Origin of the sequence: Actinokineospora enzanensis DSM 44649, from assembly GCF_000374445.1 — a bacterium.
GTDB classification, from domain to species: Bacteria; Actinomycetota; Actinomycetes; order Mycobacteriales; family Pseudonocardiaceae; genus Actinokineospora; species Actinokineospora enzanensis.
Map to the genome: position 1 here is coordinate 452756 of NZ_KB894404.1, position 14527 is coordinate 467282.

Sequence of the window (14527 nt, forward strand, 5' to 3'; positions counted from 1 at the left end):
GGAACCTCCTCGCTGGGGGTCGGGGGAACGGGGCGGTGGCGGTCACGGGCCCTCGGGGTCGACGATGCCCTGGTCCGCCCAGAACGGCTCGACCAGCGCGCGCAGCTCGGCCGCGCCGATCCGCTCGACCAGCTCGACGGCGGCGAGGTTGTCCTCCAACTGGGACATCTTGGTCGCGCCGAACAGGGTGGTGATGTTGGCCGGGTGGGTCAGCGTGAACGCCACCGCCAGCCGCGCCGGGCTGGTGCCGACCTGCTCGGCCAGCGCGGCGAACTCGGCCGCCCGCTCCTTGATCTTGGCCTGCACGCCGCCCGGGTCCCGGCCGACCTCGCGGCCGGACGCGCTGCCCACCAGCAGGCCGCCCTCCAGCACGTCGGAGGCCTGCATGGCGAAGCCGTCGGCGAACAGCGCGCCGAACGGCTCGCCGTCCGGGATGGCGCGACGCGCGACGCTGTACTTGAGCTGGGCGATGTCCGGACCATCGACGCCGGTCTCGGCGGCGATCTGCTGCAGCTTGCGGATGTTGGTCGCCGACCAGTTGTTCACGCCCCAGGCGCGGATCAGGCCCGCGCTCTTGAGCCGGGCGAGGTCTGCGACGAGGTCCTCCAGCACGATGTCGTCGCGCCGGATGTCGCCGAGGATGACCAGGTCGGCGATGCCGAAGCCGCCGCGCAGCAGCGCGTTCTCCAGCTGCGGGCGGAACCCGTCCGGGCCGAAGCCCTCCAGCCAGAGCTTCGCCGAGACCAGGTAGTCCTCGCGCGGGACGCCCGCGGCGCGGATGGCCGCGCCCCAGATGACGTCGGTGAACACCGCGGGCATGCCCGGGAAGCCGTACACGCCGACGTCGAAGAGGTTGATGCCCGCGTCCACGGCCGCGCGGAGCAACGCCACCGTGTCGGCGAAGTCCATGCGGTCGTAGGTGTGCCACGAGCCGACGGAGAGCTGCGAGATGTCCAGATCGGACGATCCGAGCCGCTTGCGGGAGATGGGGGACATGAGAAGGGGCCTCCTGCTGACTCTGACTAGGCGAGACTGGGGTCGATGACGGCCTTGACCTCGTCGAGGCGGTGCATCGCGGCGATCCGCTCGGACGCGCCGGACAACCCGACCGGGGAGCCGAAGAGCTTGTCCCACGGGAACCGGGAGCCGAACGCGCCGAAGAACTCGATGGCGCGGTGGTAGTCGGAGATGTCGCCGTTGAGTGAGCCGGAGATGGTCAGCTCCTTGCCCATGACCATGCCGAGCGGCAGCGGCGCACCGACCGGGCCGGTGCTGCCGACGATGACGACCTGCCCGCGCTGGGCGGCCATGGCCACCGCCTCCGGGCCGACGCTCGGGGCGCCCGCGAAGTCCAGCACCAGGTCGGCGCCGCGGCCGCCGGTCAGCTCCTGGACCCGCTCGACGATGCCCTCGGAACCGGCCGCGATGTCCACGGTGTCGTCCGCGCCGAACTCGCAGGCGAGGGTGAGCCGGGACTCGGGGGCGCCGACGGTGATGACCTTGGCCGCGCCGGAGATGTGCGCGACGGCGGTGGCGAAGATGCCCAGCGCGCCGGAGCCCTGCACGACGACCCGCTTGCCGGTCAGGCCACCCACATAGGTGAAGGCGCGCAGCACGGTCTTGGCCGCGCAGCCCGCCATCGCGGCCCAGGTGCCGGGGATCTCGGCCGGGAGCAGCAGCTTGGCCGCGCGCGGCACGACGTAGGCGTACTCGCACAGGCCCGCGGTGGCGTACGGGGGGACGTCCGAGCGCTGCAGGAAGCCGTAGCCGCGCTTGGCGCAGGCGACCGGCTCGCGCAGTACGACGCAGCCGAAGCACTCGCCGCAGGTCGACTCCGACCAGCCGATCCGGGCGCCCACCTCGATGTCGCGGCCGAGCGCGTCCTTGGTGCCCGCGCCGACGGCGACGACCTCGCCGATCATCTCGTGGCCCAGCACCATCGGCAGCATGCCGGGGAAGCTCATCTTGCCGGACCAGATCTCCACGTCCGTGCCGCAGAGCGTGGCGGTCGAGACGCGCACCAGGGCGGCGCCCGGCTCGACCTCGGCCGGGAGCGGGAGCTCGGTGAGGGTCAGCGGCTCGCCGTGCTCGGTCAGCACCGCCGCGCGGGTGGACTTCGGGACGGTCATCGGATTCCTTCCGGTGGCGAAGGGCGGGGTCTACTCGCCCGGATCGTTAGTCTACGACTGTTGATTAAAATGTCGAGTCCCGGTCATGCTCACATGCCGGCGGCGACACCGTCCCGGCCCCGACCTGCCCGGACCCGCGGTTCCACCGACCACTGTGGACTTGGAAATCGCGGGTGGCGCCGATCGGGAAATCCTTCGAGATGAAGTTTCTTTCGACGGGTTCCGTCGGGTCTCGAACACGAGCGCAATCATGGCGGAGAAGTGCGCCGCACGCCTTCCGCATATACATATGGAATCGGGCCGCCCGTGAACACGTGTTCACGGGCGGCCCGAATCGGCTCAGACGAGCAGCTGGCCGCCGTCGACCGGCAGGCTGACGCCGGTGATGTGCGCGGCCTCGTCGCCCGCCAGGAACACCACGGCGGCCGCGACCTGCTCCACGGGCGCCAGCCTGCGCAGCGGGATCCGGCTGGTCCACGCCTCGCGGGCGGGGGAGCCCTCGGGCATGCCCATCGCCAGCATCGGGGTGAGCACGGGGCCGGGGGCCACCGCGTTGACCCGGATGCCCTGGGCGGCCAGCTCGATCGCGGACCAGCGGGTGAGCGCGTCCACCGCGGCCTTGCTGCTCTCGTAGCCGCCCATGCCCGGCGTGGGCTGGCGGCCGCCGATGGAGGACAGGTTCACGATGGCGCCACCGGCGCCGCGCTCGACCATGCGGCGGCCGACGAGCTGCGTCATCAGGAAGGTCCCGTACACGTTCGTGTGCAGGATCCTGGCCATGTCCCCGGCAGGCAGCTCCAGGAGGCTACCGTGCACGGTGAGCAGGCCCGCGTTGTTCACCAACACGTCCACGGGGCCGACCTCGTCGAGCGCCCGGGTGACCGAGTCCTCGTCGGTGATGTCCACGGTCAGGCCGCGTACGCCGAGCTCGGCGGCGGTCTCGTCCACGCCGTGGATGTCCGTCAGCACGACGGCGTCGCCGCGGGCGTGGAAGGCCGTGGCGATCGCGCGGCCGATGCCGCCGGCGCCTCCGGTGACCAGGACGGTGCGGGCAGGGGTCATCGTCGGTTCCTCTCGACGGACCGGATTCGGTTTCTGTATACAAGCGTAGAAAATAAAACCCATGCCCCACAAGGGGACCACGCGGGCGTCAGGTTGCGATTCGGTGTCGGAACGGGTGTCCCTCGGGTCTCGAAACGAGTACCCCCCAGGTCTCGCCGTGCACGTTCCGTCAAACTGTGGTCACGATCCGAGACGACTCCGTTCGGGTGAACCTGCACGGGGGACCAATTCGCGGCCTCCGTCACCCCCCGCTACGAACCTTCCCGCCCAGGTCGGAGGCCCGCGGTAAGTCATCGGCCTGCCCAGCGCCGCTTTTCATATACGATTTTCCGACTTCCCGGCCGGGTGGATGGTCGGTAACTCGCCGGAAAACTGCTGGTCGGTCACCCGTTGCTTTTTTTGCCGACGACCGTAGACTATCCCGCACCACGGTGAGCCAGGTCTCACTTCATGATCGACATATCCAGGCGAGGACCAGCCCGCGGCAGCGGAGCGTGACCCCCACCAGCAGTCCATCACCAGAGAGAAGAAGGACTCGATGACGCGGACACGGACAACGGCACTGGTTGCGATGGCCGTCGCGGCGGCCACCGCGCTCGCCGCATGTACCAGCGCTAGCACCACCGGCGGTACCGGTGGCAACGGCGGCTCTGGCGGCGGTGACATCAACGACCTCAACGCAGGCGTTTTCCTCGACGTGACGTCGTGGGACCCGGCCAATGCCGACATCGGTTTCGACGGCCCCTACCTGTCGGCGGTCTACGACCCGCTGGTGTCGCTGGACGCGGACGGCAAGCCCGCCCCGGGTCTGGCCACCTCCTGGGACTGGTCCACCGACCGGCTGACGCTGACCGCGCACCTGCGCGACGGCGTGAAGTTCGACGACGGCCAGGTGTTCGACGCCAAGGCCGCGGTCGCGAACCTCAAGCACCTCAAGGAAGGCGTGCGCTCCAGCCAGGCCTACCTGAACGTCTCCGGCTTCGAGGCCAAGGACGACAAGACCGTCGAGATCAAGCTCTCCAAGCGCGACGACGCACTGCTGTACTTCATGGGCCTGGGCCGCAGCTGGATGGTCTCGCCCGCCGCGATCGACGGCAACAAGCTCAACGACGGCCCGGTCGGCTCCGGCCCGTACGCCTATGACAAGGCGAACTCCGCGCCCCAGCAGCAGTACGTCTTCACCAAGAAGGCGAGCCACTGGGACACCGCGACCTACCCGTTCAACAAGGTGACGCTGTTCCCGATCACCGACCAGACCGCGAGCTTCAACGCGATGCTGTCCGGCCAGCTGAACATGCAGTTCGCCAACTCGGCGAACAACCCGAAGGCGCAGGAGAACGGCTGGAACGTCGCGTCCAAGCCCTCGTCCTGGGTGGGCGTGCAGTTCGCCGACCGCACCGGCGCGCAGGTCAAGGCCCTGGGTGAGCAGAAGGTCCGGCAGGCGATCAGCTACGCGTTCGACGCCTCCGGCATCCTCAAGGCCGTCGGCAACGGCGCAGGCACCCAGACCACCCAGCTGTGGCCGTCGTTCAGCCAGGTCTACGACAAGGCGATGAACGACAAGTACAAGACCGACATGGCGAAGGCCAAGTCGCTGCTGGCCGAGGCGGGTTACGCGAACGGCTTCTCGGTCAAGATGCCGATGTCCCCGATCTTCCAGGCCTGGCAGCCCGCCGCCAACCAGACCTTCGGCGACCTGGGCATCAAGGTCGAATGGGTCGACATGGCCATGCCCGACTACCAGAAGAACGCCCCGACCTACCCGATGTTCCTCGCCGTGATCGCGATGGACGGCGACGACATGGCCACCCTGACCGACCAGGTCACCTCCAAGCAGTGGTACAACCCGAACCCGTCGGTCGACGCGTTCCCGGAGGTCAAGGCGCTGGTCGAGAAGGCGGAGAACGCGGAGCCGGGCGCCGCCCAGACCGCCGCGCTCAAGGAGCTGAACACCAAGCTCGTCGACCTGGCGTGGTGGAACGTCTGGTACCAGGCGGACAACACCTACTTCAGTGTCAAGGGCATCAAGGTCACGCCGGTCACCGGCATGATGTTCCCGACGTTGAAGTTCATCCAGCGCGGCTGACGCGCCCAGGTGCTCCGGCGGGTCCGTCCACTTCGGACGGGCCCGCCGGTGAGGAGCGGATACATGCTGTCCTTCATCGGCAAACGGCTGCTCTCCGGGATCTTCCTGCTCCTGGTGGTCACGAGCGGCACCTTCTTCCTGGCCCACGTGGCCATCGGCGACCCCACCCAGGGCCTGCTCGGCAACAGCGCCACCCCGGCCCAGTCGGCCGCGCTGCGCACCAAGATCGGCTATGACGACCCGCTGCTGGTGCAGTTCTGGAACTGGCTCTCGCACGCCGTCACCGGCGACTTCGGCAAGTCCTGGCGCTCCTTCCAGCCGGTCAACGACCAGCTCGGGCGCAGCATCCCCATCACCCTGTCGATCGTCGTCTTCTCCCTGATCATCTCCGTCGTCTTCGGCGCGGTCATCGGCATCGTCTGCGGCCTGCGGCCCGGCGGCTGGCTGGACCGGGTGCTCAAGGTCGCCTCGGTGGTGCTCTTCGCGCTGCCCGGCTTCTGGATCAGCATCCAGCTGGTGATGCTCTTCGCGGTGAACCTCAAGTGGTTCCCGTCGGTCGGCTACGTCTCGCCGTCGGTCTCGTTCGTCGGCTGGATCGAGACGATCACGCTGCCGTCCATCTCGCTGGCCCTCGGCGCCATCGTGATGATCGCCGAGCAGCTGCGCAACGGCTTCATCGAGGTCGCCAACCAGGACTTCGTGCGCACCCTGCGCGCCCGCGGCCTGCCCAGGCGGCGCGTCACCACGCACGTGCTGCGCAACGCCTCGCCCGCCGCGCTGACCGTGCTCGCGCTGATGTTCGTCGGCCTGCTCGGCGGCGCGGTCATCGTCGAGCTCGTCTTCAACATGTACGGGATCGGCCGCTACACCCAGCAGTCCTCGCAGATCGGCGACATCCCGTCGCTGCTGGGCGTCACCGCGGTCACCGTCGCATTCGTCGTCGTCGTCAACTTCCTGCTCGACCTCGTGCTCGGGTGGGTCAATCCGAAGGTGCGCGAGCGATGACCACAGCACCCTTCCCGACCACGCTGGCCCCCGTGAAGCGGGTGTCCCTGCTGCGCCGGTTCATGCGCAAGCCGTTGGGCGTGACCGCCCTCGTGCTGTTCCTGATCGTGGTGGCGCTGGCGGTCTTCGCCCCGCTGTTCGCCAAGTTCGACCCCAACCACGTCGACTTCAACCTGGTGCACGCCGTCCCGGGCACCGACGGCCACCTCCTCGGCGGCGACACCGCGGGCCGGGACCTGTACTCCCGGCTGCTCTACGGCGCCAGGACCACGCTGTGGGGCGCGCTGATCACCTGTGTCGCCGGTCTGGTGCTCGGCGTCCCCGCCGGTGTCAGCGCCGGCTACTTCGCGGGCGGCACCGTCGACAAGGTGTGCTCGTGGATCAGCGACGCACTGCAGTCGGTCCCGGCCCTGATCGTGCTGCTGGTCGTGGCGGCGGGCACCGGCCAGTCGTTCCCGATCATGATGATCTCGCTCGGCGTGTTCCTGGCCCCCGGCTACTACCGCATCTCCCGGGCTCGGGCGATGTCGGTGCGCCGGGAGCCCTACATCGACGCCGCCCGCGTCTCCGGCATGACCAACGGCCGCATCATCCGCACGCACATGCTGCGCGCGGTGTACGCGCCGCTGGTGGTGCAGTCGGCACTGACCGCGGGTATCGCGATCGGCATGCAGGCGGGTCTGCAGTTCCTCGGCATCGGCTCGGCGTCCACGCCTAGCTGGGGCCAGATGATGAACGACGGCTTCATCAACATCACCGCGTTCCCGATCATCCTGCTGTGGCCGTCGATCATCCTGGGCGTCACCATCGCGACCCTGGCGTTCATGGGCTCCACCCTGGGCGACCTGATCAGCGTCCGCGCCGAGCAGCCGACCCGCAAGCTGCGCGCCAAGGCGCGCCAGGTCATGCTCACCCCGCCCGCGGCCGCCGACCTGCCCACCCGGCAGACCAGCGGCATGCACGCGCACTCGGTCGAGGGCTGCGCCCTGCGGGTGGACAACCTGCGCATCGGCTACGCGACCAAGGACGGCGGCGTCAAGGAGGTCGTGCGCGGCGTGTCCCTGGACGCGGCGCCGGGCGAGGTGCTCGGCATCGTGGGCGAGTCCGGCTCCGGCAAGACGCAGACCAGCTTCGCCGTGCTCGACCTGCTGCCCGCGGGCGGTACCGCGGTCGCCGACGGCATCTGGATCGCGGGCAAGGAGGTCGGCCACCTGCCCACCGCCGAGCGCGCCGCCCTGCTGGGCCGCGAGATCGGCTACGTGCCGCAGGAGCCGATGACCAACCTCGACCCGTGCTACACGATCGAGCGTCAACTGGTCGAGCCGTTGCACCGGGTGCACGGCATGTCGAAGGCGGACGCCGCCAAGCGGGCCCGCGAGATGCTCGTCCGGGTGGGCATCACCGACCCGGACCGGGTGCTGCGGTCCTACCCGCACCAGATCTCCGGCGGTATGGCCCAGCGCGTGCTCATCGCGGGCGCGGTGTCCGGGCGGCCCTCGCTGCTCATCGCCGACGAGCCGACCACGGCGCTGGACGTCACCGTGCAGGCCGAGGTGCTGGAGCTGCTGCGCGAGCTGCAGCAGGAGTACGGCATGGCGCTGATGATCGTCACGCACAACTTCGGCGTGGTGGCCGACATCTGCGACCGGGTCGTGGTCATGAAGGACGGCCGGATCGTCGAGACGGGTGCCGTGGAGCGGATCTTCCGCAACCCCGAGGACCCGTACACGGCCGAGCTGATCAGCGCCTCCCTGGACGACGTCGAGGGACGGCACGAACTGGACGAGGCCTGGTCGGCGGGCCCGACGGGCTCGGCGGGTCCGGCGGGGCACAGCACCGCGCACGCGGGCGGAGAGGACGGCGCACGATGAGCGAGACCGGGATCGACGGCGGCGCACCGCTGCTGACGGTGGAGAACCTGGTGGTCGACTACCGGATCTCCCGCAAGGTCCGGTTCCGCGCGCTGAAGGGCGTGTCGATCACGGTCGGCGCGGGCGAGTGCGTCGGCCTGGTCGGCGAGAGCGGCTCGGGCAAGTCCACCCTCGGCCGGGCCCTGCTCGGCCTGGCCGAGGCCTCCGAGGGGCGGATCACCTTCGACGGGCGGGACATCACGCACGCCAAGGGCGCCGCCCGCCGCAAGCTGGCCAACGACATCCAGGTCGTGTTCCAGGACCCGTACGGCTCGCTGGACCCGACGATGACCGTCGAGGAGATCCTGGCCGAGCCGCTGCAGGTCACCGGAACGCCGAAGGCGAAGGCCAAGGCGACCGTGGCCGAGATGCTCGACCGGGTGCGGCTGCCCGGCGACGCCGTGCACCGCTACCCGAGCGAGTTCTCCGGCGGCCAGCGCCAGCGCATCGCCATCGCGCGGGCGCTGGTGCGCAGGCCGCGGCTGATCGTCTGCGACGAGCCGGTCAGCGCGCTGGACCTGACCACCCAGGCGACGATCCTGGACCTGTTCATCGACCTGCAGCGGGAGACCGGGGTCGCGTACCTGTTCATCTCGCACGACCTGGGCGTGGTGCGCCGGGTCTGCCACCGCACGTCGGTGATGTACCAGGGCGAGATCGTCGAGTCCGGGGACACGCACACCGTCACCGGTTCCCCGACCGACCCGTACACGCGGCGGCTGCTGCTGGCCGCCCCCGTCGCCGACCCGGCGCGCCAGGCTGAACGCCGGGCCGCCTGGCTCGGCCTCCGCGAATCGGCCTGACCGACCCGCGCGTTGGGAGTACAAAGCCATGCCGAAGGTCATCGACCATGATCAACGGCGCCGGGAAATCGTCGAGGTCTCCAAGCGGCTGATCGCCGAGGGCGGCTTCGAGGCGGCGACGATGCGCAGCATCGTCACCGCCGCCGGTTTCGCCAACGGCGCGCTCAAGCACTACTTCGCAGGCAAGGACGGCATCATCGCGGCCACCTTCGAGAGTGTCCTGGAGGAGACCGCCGAGCGGATGTCCGAACTGGACGTCGGGCTGGCCCCGGTCGAGTCGCTGCGCGGCTTCGTCGAGGCGGCGATGCCGCTGGAGCCCGACCGGATCACCTCGGCCAGGGTCCTGCTGGTGCTGTGGGGCCACTCGGTGGCCAACCCCGACCTCGCCCGCCAGTACCGTGAGCTGCTCACGGTCTGGCGCGGCGAGCTCACCCGCCGGATCGGCCTGGCCTGGTCCAAGCAGCTCGACGACCCGGCCGTCGGGGTGGTCGCCGACGAGATCATCTCGGTGACCATCGGCGCGAACGTGGCCAGCCTGATGCACCCGGTCGGGGAGCTGGTGGACCGCTACACCTCGTACATCGATGAACTGATGCGGCGAATCGCGGGCTGAGGTGCTGGACCCACAACGGGTTTATGTCTACGCTCGTAGAATGACCAGTGTCTCCGCGCTGCCGACCACCCGCACCCCCGCCGCGGGCGAGGTGACCGGCCCGCCCGTGGTGCTCATCCACGGCTTCGCCTCCACCGGCACCACCGACTGGCCTGCCGAGCGCTGGGCCGCCCCCCTGTCCGCCGCGGGCCGCGAGACCATCGTCGTCCACCTCCCCGGCCACGGCGGCGGCCCGGCGGTCGGTTCACCCGACGAGGTGACCACGGCCCACCTGCTCCAGCGCATCGCCGCGGGCATCGGGGTGGACGGCGAGGTCGACCTGGTGGGGTACTCGCTCGGCGCCCGGCTGTCCTGGGACCTCGCCGCGGTGATCCCGGTCCGCAAGCTGGTGCTCGGCGGGATCAGCCCGATGGAGCCGTTCGCGGCGGTGGATGTGGCCGCTGCCCGTGCCGCGCTCCAGGGTGGGCCGCAGCCGGAGGACATGCTGACGGGCATGATCACCGGCATGGCGTCGGCGCCTGGGCAGGATGGCGCGTCGCTGCTGAACGTGGTCGAGGGGCTGGCTCGGGAGCCGTTCAACCCGGGGGCCGGTGCGCCGCAGGTGCCCGCGCTGTTCCTGGCCGGGCAGGAGGACCCGATGTCCCAGGGGATCGACCATCTGGTCACGCTGGTCCCGGGGGCCACTCTGGTGCGGGTGCCCGGGGATCACTTCGGTGCTCTCGGCGGGGACGCTCTGCGTAGTGAGGTGTTCGCCTTCCTGGGCGTGTGAGTTTCCGACCTCGGCTCTTATCCAGACTTTCTGGGACCCGTGTGGGGCGCGGTGAGCCGAGGTGGGGAGGAGAACGGCCGCGGTTCGAGCTTGAAGCACTCGAACCGCGGCCGTTCGTTTGTGTTCGGTCGAGTTCACCCGGGGACCCGCCACGAGGTGAAGCGGCGCTCCACCGCGACCAACACCTGGTTGAACACCACCCCGAACACCGACAACGTCACTATCCCCGCATACATCCTGGGCACCGCGAAGTTGTACTGAGCCGCGTTGATCAGCTGCCCCAGCCCGGCCTTGGCCCCCACCATCTCCGCCGCCACCAATACCAGCACGGACACCCCACCGGCAAGCCGGATCCCGGTGAACACGGTGGGCACCGCGGCAGGCAGCACGACCTTCTGGAACACCCGCGCCGGCGGCAGATCCATGGACCGGGCCAACTTCACCAACGTCGGATCCACAGTCCGAACAGCACTGATCGTATTGAGCAACACCGGCCACAGACACGCATACAAAACGATCGCGATCTTGGAAGTCTCACCGATCCCCAGCAACAACACGAAGACCGGCAACAATGCCAACGCCGCAGTGTTCCGGAACACCTCCAGCAACGGACTCAACAGATCCGAAACCGGCTTGTACCACCCGATCAACAACCCCAACGGCACCGCCACCAGCACCGCCAGCCCAAACCCGCTCAACGCCCGAACCAGGCTCGCCGCCAAGTGCACCGCGAGCTGCCCGTCGATCAACAACTCCCACCAGGCGGCAGCGACCTGGCTGAACGGCGGCAGGAACGTGCTGTCGACCAGGTCCAGCCGAGGCGCCACCTCCCACACCGCGAGCAGTGCCAGGATCGCCGCCGACTTGGTGAACAGCACCCGTAACACCCGCCCCGCCACGGCAGGCCGAACCGCAGGCGTGGCAACGACAGGCGCGACAACGGGCGCGATCTCGGTCGTGGTCACAGCGCGGCCCTCTCCTTCTCCCGCGACCGAACGACTTCGTCGCGCAGCAGTTCCCACAGTTCGTGCCGGTGCCGTCCGAACGCGGCGCTGGAACGGACATCCGCCGCTCGCGCGTCGAGATCAATCGGCAGTACCTCCTTGATCCGCCCCGGCCGCGAGGTCATCACCGCGACCCGCTGCCCCAGGTACACCGCCTCGTCGATCCCGTGCGTGATGAACACGATCGTCTTGCCCGTGCGCTCCCAGATCCGCAACAGCTCCTCCTGCAACGACTCCCGGGTCTGCGCGTCGAGTGCCGCGAACGGCTCGTCCATCAGCAGGACGTCCGGGTCGTAGGCGAGGCTGCGGGCGATGGCGACCCGCTGGCGCATGCCGCCGGACAGTTCGTGTGGGTAGCGGTGTTCGAATCCGGTGAGGCCGACCAGGTCCAGGAACTCCCTGGCGCGGGTGGCTCGTTCCCGGCGTCCGACACCGATGGCTTCCAGGCCGAACTCGACATTGCCCTGGGCGGTGCGCCACGGCAGCAGCGCGTACTGCTGGAACACGATGCCGCGATCCAGCCCCGGCCCGGTGACCGGCGAGCCGTCCACCAGCACCTGTCCACCGGTCGGCTCGGCCAACCCCGCCAGCAGGTCCAGCAGGGTCGACTTGCCGCAGCCGCTGGGGCCGACCACGACCACGAACTCGCCGGGGTCCACGGTCAGGTCGATGCCGTCGAGCGCGGTGAACGCGTCCGCGCCGCGGATCGGGAACGTCTTGCCCACGTCCCGGAACTCGATCTTGGCCGTCATCGGGGTGCCTGCCCGGTCTTGTTGTACTGGTTCGCGTAGAGGTCGCCGGGTTTCACCGAGCCGGGCTCGATGTCGCGGCGCCTGCCGAGCCAGTCGATCCACACCTGGAAGTCCCGGTCGCGGATCAGGCCGCCCGGTTGCGCGACGCCGAAGGACTTCCAGTACGACAGGGCCGACGCGTCCTCCGAGCGGCCGCGGCCTGCGACGATCGTGCGCATGCGGGCGATGACCTGCTCGCGCGGGGTCGTGTGGGTCCAGTCGAGTGCCTTGCCGACGGCGGTGACGAAGGTGGCCGCCGTGGTCGGGTTCTCCTGCAGGAATCGCTTGGTCATCACGTAGGTGCCCGCGCTGAACGGGCCGAGCAGGTCGATGTCGGCGAACAGCCGTCGCAGGCCGCCCGCGGCGGTGGCCTTGTCCCGCAGGATGCCGGTCAGGGCGGCGACCTGGATCTGGCCCTGGCGCAGCGCCTGCTCGGTGTTGACGGGCGGTAGTGCCAGCCGCTCGACCTTGGCCGCCGTGTCGCCGGTGATGCCCGCGCGTTCGAGGGCGATGTCGAGGATGGCCTCCGCGTGCGCGCCGAGCGTGTTCATGCCGACCTTGGCGTTCGCGCCGGGCAGGTCCGCGACGGTGCGCAGCGGGCTGGACTCCGGCACGAAGTAGCCGGTGTAGGAGTCCTGGTCGGAGCCGTAGTAGCTGATCACCGACGTGATCGGCGCCTTGTTCGCGGCCAGCTTGATCACGGCGCCGTTGAACGCGCCGCCGAAGTCGACCTGGCCGGTGGCCGCGGACTGGATGTCCTGCGGGCCGCTGATGGTGTTGCCGACCCAGTCCAGCCGCAGGTCGCCGAGGTAGCCGAGGTCCGCGGCCAGCTCGGGCAGCGTGACCTGGCCGACCGAGCCCTGGTAGCGCAGGGTCGTGACCTCGCCGCCGCCGGAGCCGCGGCCGCAGCCCGCCGCGAACGCGGTCACGCAGGCGCCGAGGGCCAGGAATGATCTTCTTGAGGTGGGGCGCACGGGAGTCCTTCTGGAGTGGTGGGCGGTGGCTCAGACGGCGGCGAGGGTGGCGAAACCGTCGACCGGGCGGGCCAGGCCGTAGTGGTCGCGCAAGGTGGTGCCGCGGTAGTCCGCGCGGAACAGGCCGCGGGCGCGCAGGATCGGCAGGACGGTGTCGATGAACTCGGACAGGCCGGACGGCAGCAGCGGGGCCATGATGTTGAACCCGTCCGCCGCGCCGGTGCCGAACCACAGCTCGATGTGGTCGGCGATCTGGTCCGGGGTGCCCACGACCACCTGGTGCCCGCGCCCGCCGCCGAGCCGGGACAGCAGTTGGCGCAGCGTCGGCCGCTCCCGTTCGACCAGGTCGCGGACCAGCGCGAACCGGCTCTGCGCGCCGTTGATCGCGGCGACCGGCGGCAGCTGGGGGAGCGGCCGGTCGAGCGGGTGGCCGGTGAGGTCGACGCCGATCATCTCCGACAGCTGCCGGACCGCGCGGACCGGCACGATCAGCTCGTCCAGCTCCGCGGCCAGCCGGTCGGCCTCGGCCCGGGTGGACCCGAGGACCGGCACGATGCCCGGCAGCACCTTCAGCGAGTCGGCGGCGCGCCCGTTGTCCGCGAGCCTGCCCTTGAGGTCGGCGTAGAACTCGCGCGCGGACTCCACCGTCTGGTGCGCGGTGAACACCGCCTCCGCCCAGCGCGCGGCGAACGCCTTGCCGTCGTGCGACGACCCGGCCTGCACGAGCAGCGGGTGGCCCTGCGGGATGCGCGGGGTGTTGAGCGGGCCGCGCACCTGGTAGAAGCGGTCGTGGTGGTCGATGTCGCGGACCCGGTCCGGGTCGGCGTAGCGGCCGCTCGCCCGGTCGACCACGACCGCGTCGTCGGCCCAGCTGTCCCACAGCGCGGTGACCACGCGCAGGTACTCGTCGGCCCGCTCGTAGCGCTCGGCGTGCTCGGCGGCGGCGTCGCGGGAGAAGTTCTGCGCGGCCCGGTCGCCCGCCGTGGTGACGATGTTCCAGCCCGCGCGGCCGCCGCTGATGTGGTCCAGCGAGGCGAACCAGCGGGCCAGGTTGTACGGCTCGCTGTAGCTGGTGGACACGGTGGCGATCAGGCCGATCCGGGAGGTCGCCTGGGCCATCGCGGTCAGCAGCGTGATCGGCTCGAACACCTGCGCGGCGGTGTGCTCGACATCGCCCCAGACCTGCACGCCGTCGGCGAGGAACACCGAGTCCAGCCCGCCGTCCTCGGCGATCCGCGCCAGCTCCTGGTAGTGCCGCACATCGCCGAGCCGCGCCGGATCCGTGCGCGGGTGGCGCCACGCGGCCTCGTGGTGGCCCACCCCCATGAGGAAGGCGTTGAGGTGCAACTGGCGTTCGGGCATGGGTGCTCCAGGAGGGGAA

At 70.1% G+C, this 14527-nt stretch carries 13 protein-coding genes; 6 read left to right on the plus strand and 7 right to left on the minus strand.

Translation table 11 applies throughout. From position 1 onward, the window contains the following. Positions 1 to 42: 42 nt before the first annotated feature. From C503_RS0104305 to C503_RS0104315, 3 genes are all read right to left on the minus strand, one after another. Positions 43 to 996 (minus strand): aldo/keto reductase, encoded by a 954-nt coding sequence (locus tag C503_RS0104305; protein ID WP_018680975.1) that lies wholly within the window; start codon positions 994 to 996, stop codon positions 43 to 45. A gap of 26 nt (positions 997 to 1022) precedes the next feature. After that, complete coding sequence (locus tag C503_RS0104310; protein ID WP_018680976.1) at positions 1023 to 2129, minus strand: zinc-binding dehydrogenase; 1107 nt, start codon at positions 2127 to 2129, stop codon at positions 1023 to 1025. 339 nt (positions 2130 to 2468) lie between these two features. After that, positions 2469 to 3191, minus strand: coding sequence for an SDR family NAD(P)-dependent oxidoreductase (locus tag C503_RS0104315; protein WP_018680977.1), 723 nt, complete (start codon positions 3189 to 3191; stop codon positions 2469 to 2471). Positions 3192 to 3729: 538 nt separating this feature from the next. Here C503_RS0104315 and C503_RS0104320 point away from each other — a divergent pair. The 6 genes from C503_RS0104320 (at position 3730) to C503_RS0104345 (ending at position 10377) form a co-directional block, all read left to right on the plus strand. Then, complete coding sequence (locus C503_RS0104320) at positions 3730 to 5277, plus strand: ABC transporter substrate-binding protein (protein WP_026315966.1); 1548 nt, start codon at positions 3730 to 3732, stop codon at positions 5275 to 5277. Between the two features lie 63 nt (positions 5278 to 5340). Beyond that, positions 5341 to 6282, plus strand: a complete 942-nt coding sequence (locus C503_RS0104325; RefSeq protein ID WP_018680979.1) for an ABC transporter permease — start codon at positions 5341 to 5343, stop codon at positions 6280 to 6282. After that, entirely contained in the window at positions 6279 to 8153 is a 1875-nt protein-coding gene (locus C503_RS37845) for a dipeptide/oligopeptide/nickel ABC transporter permease/ATP-binding protein (protein ID WP_018680980.1), read from the plus strand. The genes C503_RS0104325 and C503_RS37845 overlap by 4 nt, the downstream gene beginning before the upstream one ends. Continuing rightward, positions 8150 to 8995, plus strand: coding sequence for an ATP-binding cassette domain-containing protein (locus C503_RS0104335; protein ID WP_018680981.1), 846 nt, complete (start codon positions 8150 to 8152; stop codon positions 8993 to 8995). Before C503_RS37845 ends, C503_RS0104335 begins: the two co-directional genes overlap by 4 nt. Positions 8996 to 9023: 28 nt before the next feature. Then, positions 9024 to 9608: a TetR/AcrR family transcriptional regulator gene (locus C503_RS0104340; RefSeq protein WP_018680982.1), complete on the plus strand. Its 585-nt coding sequence runs from the start codon at positions 9024 to 9026 to the stop codon at positions 9606 to 9608. 40 nt (positions 9609 to 9648) lie between these two features. After that, a complete protein-coding gene (locus tag C503_RS0104345; protein WP_018680983.1) occupies positions 9649 to 10377 on the plus strand; it encodes an alpha/beta fold hydrolase in 729 nt (242 codons plus the stop codon). Positions 10378 to 10511: 134 nt separating this feature from the next. Here the strand turns inward: C503_RS0104345 and C503_RS0104350 are convergent, their stop codons facing one another. From C503_RS0104350 to C503_RS0104365, 4 genes are all read right to left on the minus strand, one after another. After that, positions 10512 to 11342 (minus strand): ABC transporter permease, encoded by an 831-nt coding sequence (locus C503_RS0104350; RefSeq protein WP_018680984.1) that lies wholly within the window; start codon positions 11340 to 11342, stop codon positions 10512 to 10514. Then, positions 11339 to 12133, minus strand: coding sequence for an ABC transporter ATP-binding protein (locus tag C503_RS0104355; RefSeq protein WP_018680985.1), 795 nt, complete (start codon positions 12131 to 12133; stop codon positions 11339 to 11341). The genes C503_RS0104350 and C503_RS0104355 overlap by 4 nt, the downstream gene beginning before the upstream one ends. Beyond that, a complete protein-coding gene (locus C503_RS0104360; protein ID WP_018680986.1) occupies positions 12130 to 13101 on the minus strand; it encodes an ABC transporter substrate-binding protein in 972 nt (323 codons plus the stop codon). The genes C503_RS0104355 and C503_RS0104360 overlap by 4 nt, the downstream gene beginning before the upstream one ends. Before the next feature lie 75 nt (positions 13102 to 13176). After that, on the minus strand, positions 13177 to 14508 hold the full coding sequence (locus C503_RS0104365) for an LLM class flavin-dependent oxidoreductase (protein ID WP_018680987.1): 1332 nt from the start codon (positions 14506 to 14508) through the stop codon (positions 13177 to 13179). Between the last annotated feature and the right edge of the window lie 19 nt (positions 14509 to 14527).

Excerpts from the sequence above, each read along its gene's own strand:
- C503_RS0104305 (WP_018680975.1), bottom strand. The coding sequence starts at position 996 with ATGTCCCCCATCTCCCGCAAGCGGCTCGGATCGTCCGATCTGGACATC.
- C503_RS0104310 (WP_018680976.1), bottom strand. The coding sequence starts at position 2,129 with ATGACCGTCCCGAAGTCCACCCGCGCGGCGGTGCTGACCGAGCACGGC.
- C503_RS0104315 (WP_018680977.1), bottom strand. The coding sequence starts at position 3,191 with ATGACCCCTGCCCGCACCGTCCTGGTCACCGGAGGCGCCGGCGGCATC.
- C503_RS0104320 (WP_026315966.1), top strand. The coding sequence starts at position 3,730 with ATGACGCGGACACGGACAACGGCACTGGTTGCGATGGCCGTCGCGGCG.
- C503_RS0104325 (WP_018680979.1), top strand. The coding sequence starts at position 5,341 with ATGCTGTCCTTCATCGGCAAACGGCTGCTCTCCGGGATCTTCCTGCTC.
- C503_RS37845 (WP_018680980.1), top strand. The coding sequence starts at position 6,279 with ATGACCACAGCACCCTTCCCGACCACGCTGGCCCCCGTGAAGCGGGTG.
- C503_RS0104335 (WP_018680981.1), top strand. The coding sequence starts at position 8,150 with ATGAGCGAGACCGGGATCGACGGCGGCGCACCGCTGCTGACGGTGGAG.
- C503_RS0104340 (WP_018680982.1), top strand. The coding sequence starts at position 9,024 with ATGCCGAAGGTCATCGACCATGATCAACGGCGCCGGGAAATCGTCGAG.
- C503_RS0104345 (WP_018680983.1), top strand. The coding sequence starts at position 9,649 with ATGACCAGTGTCTCCGCGCTGCCGACCACCCGCACCCCCGCCGCGGGC.
- C503_RS0104355 (WP_018680985.1), bottom strand. The coding sequence starts at position 12,133 with ATGACGGCCAAGATCGAGTTCCGGGACGTGGGCAAGACGTTCCCGATC.
- C503_RS0104365 (WP_018680987.1), bottom strand. The coding sequence starts at position 14,508 with ATGCCCGAACGCCAGTTGCACCTCAACGCCTTCCTCATGGGGGTGGGC.